The organism is Janthinobacterium sp. GMG2, from assembly GCF_033949445.1.
GTDB lineage: Bacteria > Pseudomonadota > Gammaproteobacteria > Burkholderiales > Burkholderiaceae_D > Janthinobacterium > Janthinobacterium aestuarii.
The window spans coordinates 1-17,121 of the sequence record NZ_JAXAWA010000005.1; the positions used below are offsets into that span (position 1 = coordinate 1).

Genomic DNA, 17,121 nt, shown 5'->3' on the forward strand with positions numbered 1-17,121 from the left:
CTGGGCAACGGACTTGGTGTAGCCGAACTCGGTGTAGGCGTCGCACTCATTGCCCAGACGATATTTCATGGTGTTGCCACCGAGGCCGAAGCAGCCTTGCGAACCGCCGTCACCCGAAGTATTGCTGCCGGCGCCAGCGCGCAGGTAGCCGTGGAAGCCTTCGGCATCGGATGGGTACATCGGGTCGGCCATGGCGGAAGCGCTGGCGATGGCCAGCAGCAGGGCAGGTAAAGTTTTCAATGCAGTGCGATTCATGCGGTCTCCAGAAGAATGTTGGTGGTAGCGGTGATGCCCCGGAAGGCGGCCACCGCACACGGTCTAATGCCGAAAACCAAGTCTAGCAGCGCTTTTTTGACCACCCTGATACAAAACGTGCAAGTACTGATACTTTCTTTCAGAGTGTTGTTTTTGTCACATATCGATACTCTTGCGCATGGCGGGCTTGCAAAAGAGTATCGAATTGCGGTTTTGGAGTATCAGAAAGTATCAAAGGCCGGTGCTACATTGTGGTCGTGGTGCCAAGTAATCGGGCATTGCCAACGACAAAAAACACTGGAGACACACAATGAAACGTTCCGCCATTGCCGCGCTGATCGCCGGCTGCCTCAGCTCGTCCGCTTTTGCCGCCACCGACCTGGTCATCGCGACCGTCAACAACGGCCACATGATCGAAATGCAAAAGCTCGGCAAGTTCTTCGAGCAAGCCAATCCCGACATCAAGCTCAAATGGGTGACCCTGGAAGAGGGCGTCTTGCGCCAGCGCATGACCACCGATATCGCCACCAAGGGCGGCCAGTTCGACGTGATGACCATCGGCCTGTATGAAACGCCCATCTGGGGCAAGAAAAACTGGCTGATTCCCATCAAGCCGGACGCCAAATACGATATCGACGACTTGCTGCCCGCCATCCGCGAAGGCCTGTCCGGCGATGGCAAGCTGTATGCGTCGCCGTTCTATGGCGAAAGTTCGATGATCATGTACCGCAGCGACCTGGTGAAAAAAGCGGGCGTGACGATCGAGGACCGCCCGTCCTGGAACCAGCTGCGCGACGTGGCGGCCAAGCTGCACGATCCGGCCAACGGCGTGTACGGCATCTGCCTGCGCGGCAAGCCGGGCTGGGGCGATAACATGGCGCTGATCACCACCATGGCCAATTCCTACGGCGGCCAGCTGTTCGACATGAAATGGAAGCCGCAATTTACCAGCAAGCCGTGGAAGGACGCGGTCACCATGTATGTCGACCTGATGAAGAAATACGGCCCGCCGGGTGCGGCCGCCAACAGCTTCAATGAAAACCTGGCCCTGTTCAACCAGGGCAAGTGCGGCATCTGGATCGACGCGACGATTGCCGCCTCCTTCATCACGGACCCCAAGCAAAGCAAGGTGGCCGACAAGGTGGCGTTCGCCCAGTCGCCCGTGGGCGTGACGGAGCGGGGCGCCAACTGGCTGTGGATCTGGTCGCTGGCCATTCCTTCGAGCTCCAAGCACCCAAGTGAAGCGCAGCGCTTCATCAACTGGGCCACGTCGCCCGACTACGTGAAACTGGTGGCCAAGGAAACGAGCTGGGCCAACGTGCCGACGGGCACGCGCAAGTCGACCTATGCGAGCCCCGAGTTCCAGAAAGTGGCGAAATTTGCCGCCGCCGAAGGCAAGGCCCTGGCCACCACGCGCGCCGTGCAAAGCACTTTGCCGCCATCGCCATATGTAGGCGTGCAATTCGCATCGATTCCCGAATTCCAGGTAATCGGCGTGGCAGCCGGCCAGCAGATGGCGGCGGCATTGCTGGGCAAGGTGACGGTGGACCAGGCGCTGGAGTTGTCGCAGCAGACGGCTGAAAGAGAAATGCGCAAGGGCGGCTACTACAAATAACGCAGCGTCCTTGTCGAGTAGTTTGCTTACCCCAACGGCGTAAAGCAGGGGTCAGACCCGCCGGGTCTGACCCCAGATTTCCCCTTGCCCCAAGAGAACACTATGAAACGCATTATCCCCCGGACTTTGCTGACGCCGGCCGTGGTCGCCGTCTCCGTCATTTCCGTGATCCCGCTGCTGATCACCTTGTATTACGCGTTCGTGCGCTATTCCATGCTCGATCCGAGCGGCCATCCTTTCCATGGCCTCGCCAATTTCCACTTTTTCTTTACCGATGCCTCGTTCCTGCCGGCCTTGCAGAACACGTTTACCTTGCTGTTTTCCGTGATGCTGGTCACGGTGGTGCTGGGCACGGCGCTGGGGCTGCTGATCAATGAAGCGTTCCCCGGGCGCGCCATCGTGCGCGTGCTGTTGATTTCGCCTTTCCTCATCATGCCGGCCGTCAATGCCCTGATGTGGAAGAACATGCTGCTCAATCCGATCTACGGTCTGTTCGCGCAAATCAGTCTGTTCTTTGGCGCCACGCCCGTCGACTGGCTGTCGGCCCACCCGCTGTTTTCCATCATCATGATGGTCTCGTGGCAATGGCTACCGTTTGCCTGCCTGATCTTCATGACGGCCCTGCAATCGATGGACCGCGAGCAGCTGGAAGCGGCGCGCATGGATGGCGCCACCTATCTACAGCAGTTGCGCTACCTCTACATCCCCCACCTGGGCCGCGCCGTCTCGGTGGTGCTGATGATCGAAATGATTTTCCTGCTGTCGATCTTTGCGGAAATCTTTACCACGACGGGCGGCGGTCCCGGCTTCGACACGACCACCATCACCTTCATGATCTATCAGCAGGCACTGCTGTCGTATGACGTGGGAGCGGCCTCGGCCGGCGCCCTGTTCGCCGTGCTCATCGCCAACATCGCCGCCTTCTTCCTGATGCGCGTCATCGGCAAGAATCTGTCGAAATAAGGAGACCTTGATGCATAGCAAACTCAATCTATACGGCCGCACAGCCGCCGCCTGGCTGTTCGCGCTGCTGCTGTTCTTTCCCATCTTCTGGCTGGGCCTGATGGCCTTCAAGACGGAAGGGCAAGCCATTTCCACGCCGCCGCTGCTGTTCTTCACGCCCACGTTTGACAGCTTCCGCGAAGTGCTGGCGCGCGACAATTACTTCGGCTACGCGTGGAACTCGCTGTTTACCAGCGTGCTGTCGACGGCCATCGGCCTCTTGATCGCCACCCCGGCCGCGTATTCGATGGCGTTCTTTCCCACGGGCGGCACCATCGGCTTGCTGAAATTCATGCTCAGTTCGCGCTACATGCCCGGCGTAGGCGCCCTGATGCCGATCTATATCTGCTACCAGTACTTCGGCCTGCTCGATACGCGCATCGGCCTGACCATCATGTTCATGCTGATGAATTTGCCCATCATGATCTGGCTGCTGTACACGAGCATGAAGGAGCTGCCTCGCGAAATCCTCGAAGCATCGCGCATGGATGGCGCCACCGTGTGGGATGAATTCCGCCACGTCGTGCTGCCTTTGTCCGTGGGCGGCATCGCTTCCACGGCGCTGGTCTGCATGGTGTGGTCGTGGAATGAATCGTTCTGGTCGCTGAACCTGGGCGCGTCCAACGCGGGCACCCTGGCCTGGCTCATCGCCTCGTATTCGAGCCCGGAAGGCCTGTTCTGGGCCAAATTGTCGGCCGCGTCACTGATGGCGATTGCGCCCATCATGGCGCTGGGCTGGTTCTGCCAAAAACAACTGGTCCAGGGGATGACCTTCGGCGCAGTCAAATAAACTACAGAATAGAGACACAATCATGGCTTACCTTCAACTGAGCAATATCGAAAAATTCTTTGGCGAGCACCGCGCCATCAAGGGCATCGACCTGGAAATCCAACAGGGCGAGTTCGTCGTCTTTGTCGGGCCGTCCGGCTGCGGCAAGTCCACCCTGCTGCGCCTGATCGCGGGCCTGGAACCGATCGATGGCGGCAAGCTGTCGCTCGACGGGCGCGACATCACGGCCCTGCCATCGTCGAAGCGCGACCTGGCGATGGTCTTTCAATCGTATGCGCTGTATCCGCACATGACGGTGTTCCAGAATATGTCGTTCGCGCTGAAACTGGCCGGCGTCGATCCGGCCATCATCCGCGAGAAAGTCGACAAGGCGGCCACCATCCTCGATCTGGGGAAATACCTGGAGCGTACGCCGAAGGAACTGTCCGGCGGCCAGCGCCAACGTGTGGCCATCGGCCGCGCCATCGTGCGCGATCCGAAAGTGTTCCTGTTCGATGAACCGCTGTCGAATCTCGATGCGGCACTGCGCGTGCAGACGCGCATCGAGATCGCCAAGCTGCACCGCGAACTGGGCGCCACCACGATTTATGTGACCCACGACCAGGTCGAAGCGATGACCCTGGCCGACAGGGTCGTGGTGCTGCGCGACGGGCAGATCGAACAGCATGGCTCGCCATTGGAACTGTATGACCGTCCCGCCAACCGCTTTGTCGCGCAATTCATCGGCACGCCCAGCATGAACGTGGTGCCGGCCGATGCGGCGCCGCAGTTGCTGGCGCAGGCGGGCAGCGCGGCGCAGGCCGATGGCTTTGTCGGCATCCGCCCCGAGCACGTGCACCTGGGCGCGGCGCAGCCGGGCAGCGTGCCCGTCACCGTCGACCTGGTGGAGTCCCTGGGTGTGGAAACCCTGACCTATGTGCGCTTGCCGAACAATGTGCAGGTGGTCTCGCGCGGCGCCGAGCGTAGCAGCCTGCAGCCGGGCCAGCAGACGCATCTGACGTTCGAGCCGGGCTTCGTCCATTATTTTGACCGCGCCGGCAAGACCTATGCCGCCGCCAAGGGAGTTTGAAATGAGCGCCATTGAACTGAAACAGGCCAAGCTGGCGCAACTGCCGGCGGACGTGGCCGTGCCCGCATACGTGCGCGAGACGCTCGTGCCCAGCATCGTGCATATCGGCGTGGGCGGCTTTTTCCGCGCCCACCAGGCCGTCTACCTCGATGACTTGCTGGCCTTGCCCGGCAACGTGGAATGGGGCTATTGCGGCGTGGGCTTGCTGGCGATTGATGCGGCCATGCGCGACGCCATGCGGGCGCAGGATGGCTTGTACACGGTGGTCGAGCGCAGCGCGGCCGGCGATCGCGCGCGCATCATCGGCTGCATCGGCGAATACCTGTATGCGCCCGACGACCCGCAAGCCGTGCTGGAAAAGCTGGCCGACCCCGGCACGCGCATCGTCGCGCTGACCATCACCGAGGGCGGCTACTATGTGAACCAGGGCACGGGCGAATTCGATGCGCAACACCCCGACATCGTGCATGAACTGGCGCATCCGGAATCGCCGCGCTGCTCGTTCGGCTACCTGGCCGCCGCGCTGGCCCTGCGCCGCGAGCGGGGCCTGGCGCCGTTTACCATCATGTCCTGCGATAACCTGCAAAACAATGGCGACGTCACGCGCAAGATGCTGCTGGCCTTTGTCGCCCTGCGCGACCTCGAGCTGGCGCGCTGGCTGGCCAGTGATGGCAGCTTCCCCAACAGCATGGTCGACCGCATCACGCCTGCCACCACCGATGAACACCGGGCGCTCGTGCGCGACAGCTTCGGCATCATCGATGCCTGGCCCGTCGTGTGCGAGCCGTTCCGCCAGTGGGTCATCGAAGACGAGTTCCCGCAGGGCCGGCCGGCCTGGGAAAAGGTGGGTGCGCAGATGACGCACGACGTGCTGCCATATGAAAAGATGAAGCTGCGCCTCCTGAATGCCAGCCACCAGGCACTGTGCTACATCGGCATGCAGCTCGGTTACACGTTTGCGCACGAAGCGATGGGTGATCCTGGCATCCGCGCGCTCGTGCGGCGCATGATGGATGACGAGGTCACGCCGCTGCTGGACGAAGTGGAAGGCATCGACCTGGCCCGCTATAAAGATACGCTGATCGAGCGCTTTTCGAATCCGGCCGTGCGCGACCAGCTGGCGCGCATCGGCACGGAAGGTTCCGCGCGCATTCCGAAATTCGTGCTGCCGTCCGTGCGCGAAGCGCTGGCGCAGGGCGGCGCCATCAAGCTGCTGGCGTTTACCGTGGCATGCTGGTTCCGCTACCTGGAAGGCCATGACGAGCAGGGGCGCGAGATGCCCTTGAACGACCCGTATGCGGTGCGCCTGCGCGCGCTGGCGCTGCAGGGCGGCGCGGACGCCGCGGCGCTGCTGTCCCTGCGCGAGCTGTTCGGCGACTTGAGCGACACGCCGGCGTTTGCGCAGGCGGTGGCGCAAGCGCTGGCCAGCCTGTATGGACTGGGTGCGCGCGGGGCGCTGGAACAGATCGTCGCCTGACGGGGAGGGCGCGCCATGCCACGCAAGGCCGATGCCACACTGCCGCAGATGGAGCTGGAACAGCAGCGCGACGCCACGCCCGGCTTCGAGCCGAAAGGCAGTTTCGGCTTCATCCGCTACCTCGAGCACGGCTTTCCGAATGCGCTGGTGCGCTGGCATTACCATGACGAGTACGAACTGCACCTGATCGTCGAGAGCAGCGGCAAGGTCTTTGTCGGCGACTATATCGGCCAGTTCACGCCTGGCCACCTGGTGCTGACGGGGCCGCGCGTGCCGCACAACTGGGTCTCGCTCGACACGCCGCCCGAAGGCGTGGCCTTGCGCGACATGGTGGTCCAGTTTTCGCATGCGCCGCTGGCGTCGATGGCCGCCGCCATTCCTGAATTGAAGGATGTTTTCCCGCTGCTGCAGCGCGCCTTGCACGGCGTGGAATTCTTTGGGGTCAGCGAGCTGTCGCTGCGGCGCTTCCGGCGCATCCGCGACAGCAGCGGCCTGCCGCGCTTCATCGAATTTTTGACCTTGCTGGGCGAGCTGGCGCAGACCAGCGACTACCAGCTGCTGTCGACGGTGCCCATGCAGTCGAGCGACGACGACTTGGCGCTGGCGCGCATCAGTTCCGCCATCAACTTCATCGTGCACAATTACAGCAGCCAGTTCTCGCTGAAGCAGCTGGCCGAGCAGGTGGACATGCCCGAGCGGACGTTTTCGCGCTTCTTTCGCCACGCCACGGGCAACAGCTTCACGGACTTCGTCAACCGCCTGCGCATCAACAAGGCGTGCCAGCTGCTGATGGAGACGGAGCGCTACGTCAGCAACATCTGCTACGAGGCGGGGTTCAATAACGTGGCCAATTTCAACCGCCGCTTCCTGGAATTGAAGGGCATGACGCCGAAGGAATTTCGCCAGCAGGCGCTGGGCCGCTTTGGCGAGTGACGCTTTTTGAGGTACATTGGATGGCACAGGCGGGGACAGCCTGGGAGAGACAATCATGGAATACCGATGGCAGAAGGACAGCGAGCGCAAGGCGCCCGAACTGGAACGCGAAAGCTACGACGGCATCATCAATTACCTGGAACATGGCTATCCCAGCTCGCGCGTGCGCTGGCACTGCCATGAAGAGTATGAGCTGCACCTGATCGTCGCCACCAGCGGACGCTTGTTCGTGGGCGATTATATCGGCGAGTTTTCACCGGGCCACCTGGTGCTGACGGGGCCGCGCCTGCCGCACAACTGGATATCCAACGTGATGCCGGAAGGCGGCGTGGCCCTGCGCGACATGATCGTGCAATTCGCCCACGCGCCGCTGGCCGCTGCCGCGCGCGTGATCCCGGAATTGCGCGAGCTGCTGCCGCTGCTCGAACGCTCCAGCTATGGCGTGGAGTTTTTCGACATGGGCCACGAGGCCGAGCGGCACCTGGCGCGCATCCGCGCCACGCACGGCGCCGAGCGCTTCGCCGAATTCGTGCAATTAATGAGCAAGCTGGCGCGCACGGCCAACTACCGCTTGCTGTCGAGCGCCTCCCTGCGTTCCTACGACGATGACGCCACCCTGGCCAAGGTCAATTCCGTCCTCAACTACATCACGGACAATTACCGCGAGCCGATTTCGGCGGAAATGCTGGCCGAGCAGGTGGGCATGTCGCTGAGTAAATTCTCGCGCTTTTTCCGCAAGGCGACGGGCAACAGCTTTACGGATTTCATGAACCGCCTGCGCATCAACAAGGCTTGCCAGCTGCTGATGGATACGGATCAATACGTGTCCAACGTCTGCTACGACGTGGGTTTCCAGAACGTGGCCAATTTCAACCGGCGCTTTTTACAGGTGAAGGGCGTCACGCCGAAGGAATTCCGGCGCCAGGCCGATGGGCGCTTTGGCGGTATCGGCGGGCCTGTTGCGGATACGCCACCGCCGTGATACCTGTCATGGGCTTGTCACTTTGAGCAGTTATCCTCCACGGCTTCAATCCCACCCTAGCCGAGGAATGCATGAAGACTGCCGTAACGTCCACCCCGAAACTGACCCTGCTGGCGATCGCCGCCGGCCTGGCCCTGGCCGCCTGTGGCGGCAGCGACAGCCACAATGAGCCGGCCAAGCCCGTGGCGCAGACGGGAGTGTTCCTCGACGGCGCGGTGGAAGGGCTTGATTACGTGGCCGGCAGCGCGGCCAAGGCCAGCACCAATGCCAAGGGCGAGTTCATTTGCAACCCGGGCGATACGGTAGCCTTCAGCGTGGGCGGCCTGGCCCTGGGTTCGGCTCCATGCGGCCCCGTCGTCACGCCGCTGGCGCTGGCCGCCAGCACCAACGTGGCGGACGACAAGGTCGTCAACCGCCTGCTGGCGCTGCAATTGCTGGACGAGGACAGCGATCCGTCGAACGGCATCAAGCTGACGGCGGAAGTGAAGGCCGCGCTGGCCGGCAAGACCTTGGACTTTGCCGCCGTCCCGGCCGTCTTCAACGCGGCCCTGTCCGCGCATTTGACTGCCGTGGGCGCGAAGTTCGCCGGCCGCACGGTCGATGCGGAACGCCGCGCCCTCGTGCGCGAGCATTTCGAAGACACCCTGGCCTCGAAAGCGGGCGCGCCCGTCAACGAGGCGCTGACGCAAGCCAACCCGGTCGGCGAAGTGAAAGTCACCGTGACGCGCTACCAGATCCAGGCGGACAGCAAGTTCTACGTGCCGTACGAAGGCGCGAACGCCAAGATCAAGGGCGAATTCCCGAACGGCTTTTTGCCATCGTATGGTTCGGGTCTGGCCTACAAGGGCAAGAATGCGGCGGGCGACCTGGAATTCTATGGCTTGACGGACCGCGGTCCGAACGGCGACGGCCCACTGGTGCCCGATCCATCGGGCAAGGGTACGATCGGCAGCAAGATCTTCCCGTCACCGAGCTTCACCCCTTCGTTCGGCGTGCTCACAGTGGGCAAGAACGGTGCCGTGCTGTCGTCGAGCACACCGATCAAGGTATCGGCCACCGTCAACAGCTCGGGCTTGCCCGTGCCCGTGGGCGCCGTCGGCAATTCGGCCGAGATTCCCGTCATGGATGCGATGAAGTTCGACGCGGCAGGCAAGGCTGTCTTCAATGCCGGCGGTCTCGATTCGGAGTCCATCGTCGTCGATACCAAGCGCAACGCGCTGTGGGTGTCAGACGAATACGGTCCGTTCATCGTCAAGATCGACGCGGCCACGGGCATCATCCAGGCCAAGTACGAGCCGGGCAAGGGCTTGCCGGCGCTGTTCGCCAAGCGCCGCGCCAACCGCGGCATGGAAGGCATGACGCTTGATACGAGCAACGACAAGCTGTATGCGTTCCTGCAAAGCCCCCTGTCCGACGGTACTGCGCCGTATTCGGTGACGAAGAAGAATGAACAGGTCGAGCGCTTCGCCCGCTTCACGCGCTGGATCGAATTCGACCCGGTGACGGGCACCAGCGGCAAGATGTATGCGTATCCGCTCAATGCGGCCGACTACCAGGATGGCCGCACGGGCAACGCCAAGCTGGGCGACATGGTGGCGCTGGGTGGCGGCAAATTCCTCGTCATCGAGCAGGGCGCCGCGCCGTCGGGCAAGGTGTTCAATAAACTGATGCTGGTCGAACTGAAGGGTGCCACGGACATCGCGGCCGCCGCCTTCAACGCGGCGACGTCGGACCTGGAAAAAAGCAGCATGGGCGGCGCGGCCGTCAATGGCGCCGATTGGGCCGCCGTCACGCCGCTGAAGAAAACCATGCTGCTGGACTTGAACGCTATCGGCTGGGCGGCGGAAAAGGCCGAAGGCCTGACCCTGATCGACGACTCCACCATCGCGCTGGCCAACGACAATGACTTCGGCCTGAAAACCAAGGTCTTTGACGCGAATGGCGTGGAAGTCGATGGCGCCGACGTGACCAAGTGCACGGTCGATGCGAACGGCACCATCGTCACCAGCAGCGCGGCCGGCTGCAACGCCGCCAACACCATCCGCGTGGCCCGCGGCGACGACCGCGAGCGTCCAAGCCGCTTGTGGATCGTGAAGTTTGCCAAGGCGCTCAGTACGTATTGATGTAGTTTGACGGACGTAAAAAAGCCGCAGGCGTGAGCTGTGCGGCTAGCGTAGAGCTGGGGTCAGACCCGCCGGGTCTGACCCCTGATTTTGCTTTATTGGTTATTTTTTCGTGTAGGTATTCAACCAATCCAAAACGGTGTGATGCCACAGCAGCGAATTGGCCGGCTTCAGTACCCAGTGATTTTCGTCCGGGAAGACCAGCAGCTTGCTCGGGATGCCCTGGCGCTGCAGCGCCGTGAAGGTGCCCAGGCCTTGCGCGGTCGGGATGCGGAAATCAAGGTCGCCCTGGACCACCAGCATCGGCGTCTTCCAGTTTTTCACGAAGTTCACGGGATTGAACTGCTCGTGCTTGGCCGGTGCGTCGTAGTACGGGCCGCCGTTTTCCCATTCCGTGAACCACAGTTCTTCCGTCGCGTAAGCCATGCCGCGGTTGTCGAACACGCCATCGTGGTTGACCAGGCACTTGAAGCCGTCTGGCCAGTTACCGGCGATCCAGTTCATCATGTAGCCGCCGTACGAGGCGCCCAGCGCGCAGCTGCGCTCGCGGTCCAGCCACGGGAACTTCTTGGTGGCCGCTTCCAGGCCCTTCTGCAAGTCGACCAGCGGCTTGCCGCCCCAGTCGCCGCTGATGGAGTCCGTGAATTTCTGGCCATAGCCGGTCGAACCGTGGAAGTCGATGAAGACGGTGGCGTAGCCGGCGCCTGCATACACTTGCGGATTCCAGCGGTAGCTCCAACTGTTGCCGAAGCTGCCTTGCGGGCCGCCGTGGACCAAAAAGGCGATTGGATATTTTTCACCGGCCTTGGCATTCCACGGCTTCATGACGTGGCCGTAGACGGTCTCGCCATTCGCGCCGGCGAACGAAAACTGTTCATATTCGCCGAAGCGCACGTCGGCCAGGGCTGCCGCGTTCTGTTTCGTCAACTGCACCATCGGCGCGTTTTCCGACTTCGCGTCAAGCTTGCGCGTGTACAGCTGCGCGCCCGAGGCCAGGTTGGCCTGCGCCAGCACGATGGTGTTGCCGCGTACGTCGAAGTCGCCCACGGCGCCCTTGCCCGTCAGCGCTGCGACCTTGCCGCTGGCCGCGTCGATGTGGAACAGACGGTGCTGGCCCACGTCATCGGCGGAGACGAGGAAGGCCTTGCTGTCCGGCGTCCAGCGGAAGTCGGCCACGGAACGGTCCCAGTCGTCGGCCACGGTACGCTTCTTGCCGGTGGCGACATCCATCAGCACCAGATGAAAACGGTCCGCTTCGAAGCCCGGCTTGGTCATGGCGACATAGGCGAGGGTGCGGCCATCGGGTGACCAGGTGGCTTTCGCATCCCAGGCCGGATTGTCGGCCGTGAGGTTGCGCGGTGCCTGGCCGCCGGCGGCGGGAATCGTGTAGACGTCGAAGTTGGTCGACCACGATTCCGTGCGGCCGGCCACGCGCACGGAGAAGGCCACGGTCTTGCCGTCGGGGCTGAAATGGTATTCGCCGTTGTCGCCGAACGGTTTCGATGGCGCGTCGCCATCGAGGGTGCCGCTCAGGCTGACGGGCGCGGCGCTGACCTTGCCGGTCGAATCGATCGGCGCCGAGTACAGCGCGTTGCGGCGGCCATCGGCCCAGGTATCCCAGTGGCGCACGAACATCTGGTCGTAGACCATGCCGCTCGCCTTGTTCTTGGCTTTGTCATCGAGGCGCTTCTTCGTGCAGGCGAGGTCCGCGCAATCGAGGAAGACGCCCATGCTGAAGGCCAGGCGGTCGCCCTGCGGCGACAAACGGTAGGTGTCGACGTCCAGCGCCAGGTCGGTGACCTTGGCCGCTTCGCCGCCGTTCAGGGGCAGTTGCCACACTTGCGAGGAGCCGGAGCGGCCAGACAGGAAGTAGATGGCGTCGCCGTTCGGCGACCATTGCGGGTCGCTGGCGCTGGCGTCGCCGCGCGTGAGCTGGCGTGGTGCCGCGTTCGGCGCGCGCAGGTCGATCATCCACAGCTGCGTATTGCCGCGGTTCTTGTCCAGGTTGGTGGTGCGCACCGTGTAGACGACGCGCGTGGCGTCCGGCGACAGCACGGGACTGCCCACGCGTTCCATGGCCACCATGTCTTCCACGGTGAAACCGCGCGGCGCGGCCAATGCCGGCACGGCGGCAGTGGTGGCCATGGCGGCACTGAATGCTCCCAAGAGCAGCAGACGTAAACTCATTCAAACTCCCGTTTTATATTGCGACGTTATCGATATGGTATTGACGTGGCCGGCTGTACCGCCGGCAGCCCGACATCATAGCAATAAAGACGCGCCTGCTGCGGGAGTTGACCACCGGTTAGCCGGCCTGCAGTGCCAGTTGGTCGAGCGCCACGTGCCCCAGGAACCCGCCGCGGCTGGCGGCCGGCACGCCGTCTTCGATGGCGTGGGCAAAGCGGATGCCGGAGTCTTGTTCCAGCGCGGCCAGCACGCGCGCCGTGTTCGGATAATCGGCCAGGCTGGCCAGCTGCAGCGGTTCGGCCCAGCGCGCCGTGGCGGCCAGGTAGGCGTCGGCGATGGTGGGCGCCGTGTCCGATGCCAGCCAAGTGCGGCCCTCGAGCAGGCGCTCCAGGTGGGCCAGGCTTTTGTTCACCTTCTCGACGGCCATCTCGCGCCAGACGGCCGCGCGCGCATCGTCCGGTGCCGCGCGCGCGGCCTGGAAGGCGGGCATGAAGGCCGCGTGAAACGTCGTGTGCAAAAAGGACAGCACGCTGTTCAGGCGGTCGTAGTCTGGCGTGCCTTGCGCGAAACCCAGGCCGCTGCTTGGCGCGCGGGCGGCCAGGTGCAGCAGGATCGCCATGCTTTCCAGCAGCGGCGCACCCGTGTGCGTGAGCAGGGCTGGCGTCTGGCTCAGGGGATTGATGGCGAGAAAGGCCGGATGCTGCTTGCTGGCCGGGTCGCGCGCTTCCACGCGGGCCAGACGATACGGCAGGCCGCTCCATTCGAGGGCGGCGATGGCGGCAAACGAGCAGCCGAACGGCACGCTGTAGATCAGGGTGGTTTCCAAGTCAAACTCCGATGAGGTGAGGGAAGGGCAGTCTAATCGCGATGGTTACTATTTGGAAGAAGGCAGAATAATGTGGTATAGGTACATTTTTTATACCTGGTGGGAAGCGAACCATGAAAGACAATGTCTCCGGCTGCGCCGTGGAAGAGGCCATGCGCTTGCTGGGCGGGCGTTGGCGAGTGGTGCTGCTTAGCTATCTGATGGCGGGGCCGAAGCGCTTCAGCGAAATCCGCCGCGCCGTGCCGAATATCTCGCAGCGCATGCTGACCCTGGACTTGCGCGCGCTGGAAGAAGCGGGCTTGCTGACGCGCACGATCTACGCGGAAGTGCCCGTCAAGGTGGAATACCGGCTGACGGATGAGGGCTTGCGTCTGCGCGAACTGGTCGAGATGCTGCGGGCCATCGGCTTGCGCCTGCGCGGACAGGCGGACGCGGGCGGGGCCTTTCTCGCGCCCGATGCCGTGGATAATTCCCTATAGAAACAGCTGTTTTTATGCAAAGTGCTAGACTGCCGGCCTTTGATCACTACTTTTGATACTCATGCGCCTGACTTCCATCGCCCTGACCGCCGCCCTGTTCGCCGCCCTGCCGGCCCATGCCGCCACCATGCCGACACTCGACCAAATCCACGCCGCCGTGCAGGCGGGCGTAGCCAAGACACAAGCGAAGACGCAGTCGAGCATGCCGTTCTTCATCAAGGTCACCAGCCTGGCCGGTTGCCAGGACTCGCAGGAAGTGCCGGGCGAAGTGGTGTGCCTGGTGGGGATGAGCGCCGGCATGCGCGATGCCTTTAATGTACTGCCGCTGCGTAAAGAGGGCGGTACCTGGGTCGGCGTCGAGCGCAAGAACGCCAAGTTCGCGGGACCGTCGCCGGCCGAGGCGCAAGCGATGATACGCGCGTGGGCCAAGGAAGAAGTGGCGCGCAATCCGGAAGCGGCCAAGGACGTGCAGATGCAGGAAGCGCAAAGCACCATGCAGGTCAAGGCCGTCAACGAATGCGACGTCAAGCGCAAGACGGGCTACCTCGTGTGCGATACGGAATTGAGCGTGCCGAGCCGTCCGGAAGCCATCAAGACGGAACTGACCTTCATGCTCGAGAGCGGCAACTGGCGCTACGTTCCCCGTTAGACGTCTTTCCACCGGGACAGCCAGGCTGTTCCGGCATCATTCCCGCCATCCCCCCGCGGCCACGCCGCCGTCTGCAATATTTGCAGATCCACAAGGCAATCTCCTCCGTGAAAATTGCCGATTTAAATTAATAATTCAATATTAAAATTAATGTATCGGTGCAGATTGCAGCCGGCTTCCTGCCGTGCCGCATTTGACCGTTCCCCCGTGCCAGCAAGGGCTACAGCCAAGGATCCGACCATGCGACTCAATCTCCCCGTCAGCGATACCGAAATCAACTTGAGCGATAGCGAGACCATCGTCTCGACTACCGACTTGCAAGGCAATATCACCTATGCCAACCCGTATTTCATCGCCGTCAGCGGTTATAGCGCGGAAGAATTGATCGGTGCGCCACAAAACATCCTCCGGCATCCCGACATGCCGGTCGAAGCGTTCGCCGATTTCTGGATCACCATCCGCTCGGGCCGTTCGTGGAGCGGCATGGTGAAAAACCGCTGCAAGAATGGCGATTACTACTGGGTGCTGGCGAACGTGACGCCGGTGGTCGAGGATGGCGTGGCCGTCGGCTACATGTCCGTGCGCACCAAGCCGACGCGCCAGCAGGTGGCGCAGGCGTCCGCCCTCTATGCGCGCATCAAGGCGGGGCAGGCCGACGGCATCATCATCAGCCAGGGCGCGGCCGTGCGCACGGGCTGGCTGGCCAGGCTGGCGAGCTTGCGCGACCTGCCGCTGGGCAAGCGCATCGGCTGGAATCTGGGTTTGCTGAGCCTGGTATTGCTACTCCAACTGGCGTGGAATGCGGGCGTGCTGCCGGCCGGCGCGGGCGGCTGGCTGACGGGCCTGTCCGTGCTGGCCTTGGGCGCGACCCTGTATTTCTGGCACAGCCTGCACCGCGCCGTGCTGCAACCGTTGCAGCAGGCGCGCCAGGCGTGCGACGTGATGGCGGGCGGCGACCTGACGGGCGAACTCGACACGACGCGGCGCGACGAGATGGGGCAACTGCTGCGTTCCTTGCGCCAACTGCGCGTGAATTTGCACTCCATCGTCGGCGACGTGCGCGGCAATTTCCTGCGCATCAGCATGGCCAGCCAGGAAATCGCCGCCGGAAATATGGACTTGTCTGGCCGCACGGAAGCGCAGGCGTCGGCCCTGCAGCAGACGGCGTCGAGCATGGAGCAGCTGGCGGCCACGGTGCAGCAAAACAGCGGCAACGCCGTACAAGCGAGCGACATGGCGGGCAAGGTACACGGCCTGGCCGGGCGCGGTGGCGAACTCGTCGGCCAGATGGTGAGCATGATGGCGGACATTAACGCTTCATCGAAGAAGATCGGCGACATTACGGGCATTATCGAAGGCATCGCCTTCCAGACGAATATCCTCGCTTTGAACGCGGCCGTGGAAGCGGCGCGCGCGGGTGACCAGGGACGTGGCTTTGCCGTCGTGGCGGGAGAAGTGCGCAGCCTGGCCCATCGCAGCGCGGCCGCCGCCACGGAAATCAAGCAATTGATCACGGCATCGCTGGAGCAGGTGCAGGCGGGCGCGAAGCTGGCGCAGCAGGCGGGCGCGAGCAGCGCCGAGATGCTGGGCGCCGTGCAGGGCGTGCACGGCATCATGGAAGAGATCGCTTCGGCTTCGCGCGAGCAAAGCCACGGCATCGGCCAGGTCAACATGGCCGTCACGCAGATGGATGAAGTGACGCAGCAGAACGCGGCGCTGGTTGAGGAATCGGCGGCCGCTTCGGCGTCGCTGCAAGACCAGACCCTGCAGCTGGAGCAGGCGATGGCCCTGTTCAAACTGGAGCGGCGGCGCGGCGGCCCGGCCACGCCTGTACGCCCAGCCGAGCGCCGCCGCGCTACAGCAGGCGCTCTGACAGCGCCTTGAAGGCAACCTCGGGCACGAGAAAGGCGAACGGTGTGGACAGGGGCGGCAACTGCCCCAGCAAGCCGCAGTCGGCGCGCAAGGCCGTCAGCGCCTGCACTTGATCCACATCGACGGGCAAGTCGATTTCACCGAAGACCAGCTTGCCGTTGCGCGGCACGTGCGCGATGGCCGCATCCTGGCAGGCGAGGAAGGCGACGGCATCGTGCCAGTTGCCGAACGGCGCTTGCCAGTCGGCATCGAGGCCATGCTCCGCCATGATGTCCGCCTGCACATCGAGCAGTGGGGCGCTGCCGGCGCCGCTGGCAATGCTGCAGCGGGCCTGCGTGGCCGTCACCTCATGCGTCATGCCGGCGGCCAGGTGCGTCGGCAGGATGTCGCTGAACAGCCGCGTGCCCAGCGCATGGGGCAAGCTGTCCATGATATTTTTCAAGAAATACACGCAGGGCACGGCCGGCGCGCCCGCTGGCGTGTGGTCCAGGTACAAGCGCCAGTTGCTTTGCAGCGGAGACGGCAGCAGCTTGCGTAAGGGACCGAGCAGGGCCGGGCCGAAATGCCCGTGGCGGTAGGTCAGCACCGTGAATGGCGTCTTGCCGCCGCGTTGCCACAGGGTCACGCCCGCGGGCAGCAGTCGCTGCGCGGCAGCGGCATCGACCAGCCAGCTCACGTAGACGACGTCGCGCACGTCGCTGTGCAAGGTCAGGAAGGGCAGGCGTGACATGACGGCCTGGCGCACCTTGGCAAAGCGCGTGCAATTGGCGAGCGCGGCAAAGAGCCGCCCCGGCCAGCCCGCGCGCGGGTGGCGGTAAGTGTTGTCTTGCAATTGGGGACTTTCAGATGCGGTGATGCAGGC

General features: G+C 63.2%; 15 protein-coding genes. 11 read left to right on the forward strand and 4 right to left on the reverse strand.

What is annotated here, in order from left to right; translation table 11 throughout:
* Positions 1-255 (reverse strand): carbohydrate porin (locus tag SKZ59_RS18455; RefSeq protein WP_319992575.1); only part of this gene is annotated, 255 nt, incomplete at its 3' end.
* Positions 256-565: 310 nt separating this feature from the next.
* Between SKZ59_RS18455 and SKZ59_RS18460 the strand changes: the two genes are divergently transcribed.
* The 8 genes from SKZ59_RS18460 (at position 566) to SKZ59_RS18495 (ending at position 10,246) form a co-directional block, all read left to right on the forward strand.
* Positions 566-1,870, forward strand: a complete 1,305-nt coding sequence (locus SKZ59_RS18460) for an ABC transporter substrate-binding protein (protein WP_034758460.1) — start codon at positions 566-568, stop codon at positions 1,868-1,870.
* A gap of 102 nt (positions 1,871-1,972) precedes the next feature.
* On the forward strand, positions 1,973-2,833 hold the full coding sequence (locus SKZ59_RS18465) for a carbohydrate ABC transporter permease (protein WP_070306090.1): 861 nt from the start codon (positions 1,973-1,975) through the stop codon (positions 2,831-2,833).
* A gap of 10 nt (positions 2,834-2,843) precedes the next feature.
* Positions 2,844-3,662 (forward strand): carbohydrate ABC transporter permease, encoded by an 819-nt coding sequence (locus tag SKZ59_RS18470; protein ID WP_319992576.1) that lies wholly within the window; start codon positions 2,844-2,846, stop codon positions 3,660-3,662.
* 22 nt (positions 3,663-3,684) lie between these two features.
* Positions 3,685-4,731 (forward strand): ABC transporter ATP-binding protein, encoded by a 1,047-nt coding sequence (locus SKZ59_RS18475; RefSeq protein ID WP_319992577.1) that lies wholly within the window; start codon positions 3,685-3,687, stop codon positions 4,729-4,731.
* Position 4,732: 1 nt separating this feature from the next.
* Positions 4,733-6,208, forward strand: a complete 1,476-nt coding sequence (locus tag SKZ59_RS18480) for a mannitol dehydrogenase family protein (protein WP_319992578.1) — start codon at positions 4,733-4,735, stop codon at positions 6,206-6,208.
* Positions 6,209-6,223: 15 nt separating this feature from the next.
* Positions 6,224-7,141 carry an AraC family transcriptional regulator gene (locus SKZ59_RS18485; RefSeq protein ID WP_319992579.1) on the forward strand — a complete coding sequence of 306 codons (918 nt, stop codon included), beginning with the start codon at positions 6,224-6,226 and terminating at the stop codon, positions 7,139-7,141.
* Between the two features lie 55 nt (positions 7,142-7,196).
* On the forward strand, positions 7,197-8,123 hold the full coding sequence (locus SKZ59_RS18490; RefSeq protein WP_070306095.1) for a helix-turn-helix domain-containing protein: 927 nt from the start codon (positions 7,197-7,199) through the stop codon (positions 8,121-8,123).
* 71 nt (positions 8,124-8,194) lie between these two features.
* A complete protein-coding gene (locus SKZ59_RS18495; RefSeq protein WP_319992580.1) occupies positions 8,195-10,246 on the forward strand; it encodes an esterase-like activity of phytase family protein in 2,052 nt (683 codons plus the stop codon).
* Between the two features lie 102 nt (positions 10,247-10,348).
* Here the strand turns inward: SKZ59_RS18495 and SKZ59_RS18500 are convergent, their stop codons facing one another.
* Complete coding sequence (locus tag SKZ59_RS18500) at positions 10,349-12,433, reverse strand: prolyl oligopeptidase family serine peptidase (protein ID WP_413774573.1); 2,085 nt, start codon at positions 12,431-12,433, stop codon at positions 10,349-10,351.
* Between the two features lie 118 nt (positions 12,434-12,551).
* On the reverse strand, positions 12,552-13,259 hold the full coding sequence (locus SKZ59_RS18505; protein WP_319992581.1) for a glutathione S-transferase family protein: 708 nt from the start codon (positions 13,257-13,259) through the stop codon (positions 12,552-12,554).
* 113 nt (positions 13,260-13,372) lie between these two features.
* On the opposite strand from SKZ59_RS18505, the gene SKZ59_RS18510 reads away from it, so the two are divergent.
* The 3 genes from SKZ59_RS18510 to SKZ59_RS18520 all read left to right on the forward strand — a co-directional run bounded on the left by SKZ59_RS18510 (position 13,373) and on the right by SKZ59_RS18520 (position 16,271).
* Complete coding sequence (locus tag SKZ59_RS18510) at positions 13,373-13,738, forward strand: winged helix-turn-helix transcriptional regulator (RefSeq protein WP_034758434.1); 366 nt, start codon at positions 13,373-13,375, stop codon at positions 13,736-13,738.
* 61 nt (positions 13,739-13,799) lie between these two features.
* Positions 13,800-14,387: a hypothetical protein gene (locus SKZ59_RS18515; protein WP_319992582.1), complete on the forward strand. Its 588-nt coding sequence runs from the start codon at positions 13,800-13,802 to the stop codon at positions 14,385-14,387.
* Between the two features lie 240 nt (positions 14,388-14,627).
* Positions 14,628-16,271, forward strand: coding sequence for a methyl-accepting chemotaxis protein (locus tag SKZ59_RS18520; protein WP_319992583.1), 1,644 nt, complete (start codon positions 14,628-14,630; stop codon positions 16,269-16,271).
* Here the strand turns inward: SKZ59_RS18520 and SKZ59_RS18525 are convergent.
* Positions 16,243-17,091 carry a DUF2071 domain-containing protein gene (locus tag SKZ59_RS18525; RefSeq protein ID WP_081368220.1) on the reverse strand — a complete coding sequence of 283 codons (849 nt, stop codon included), beginning with the start codon at positions 17,089-17,091 and terminating at the stop codon, positions 16,243-16,245. The two genes, SKZ59_RS18520 and SKZ59_RS18525, sit on opposite strands and share 29 nt — an antisense overlap.
* Positions 17,092-17,121 lie beyond the last annotated feature (30 nt).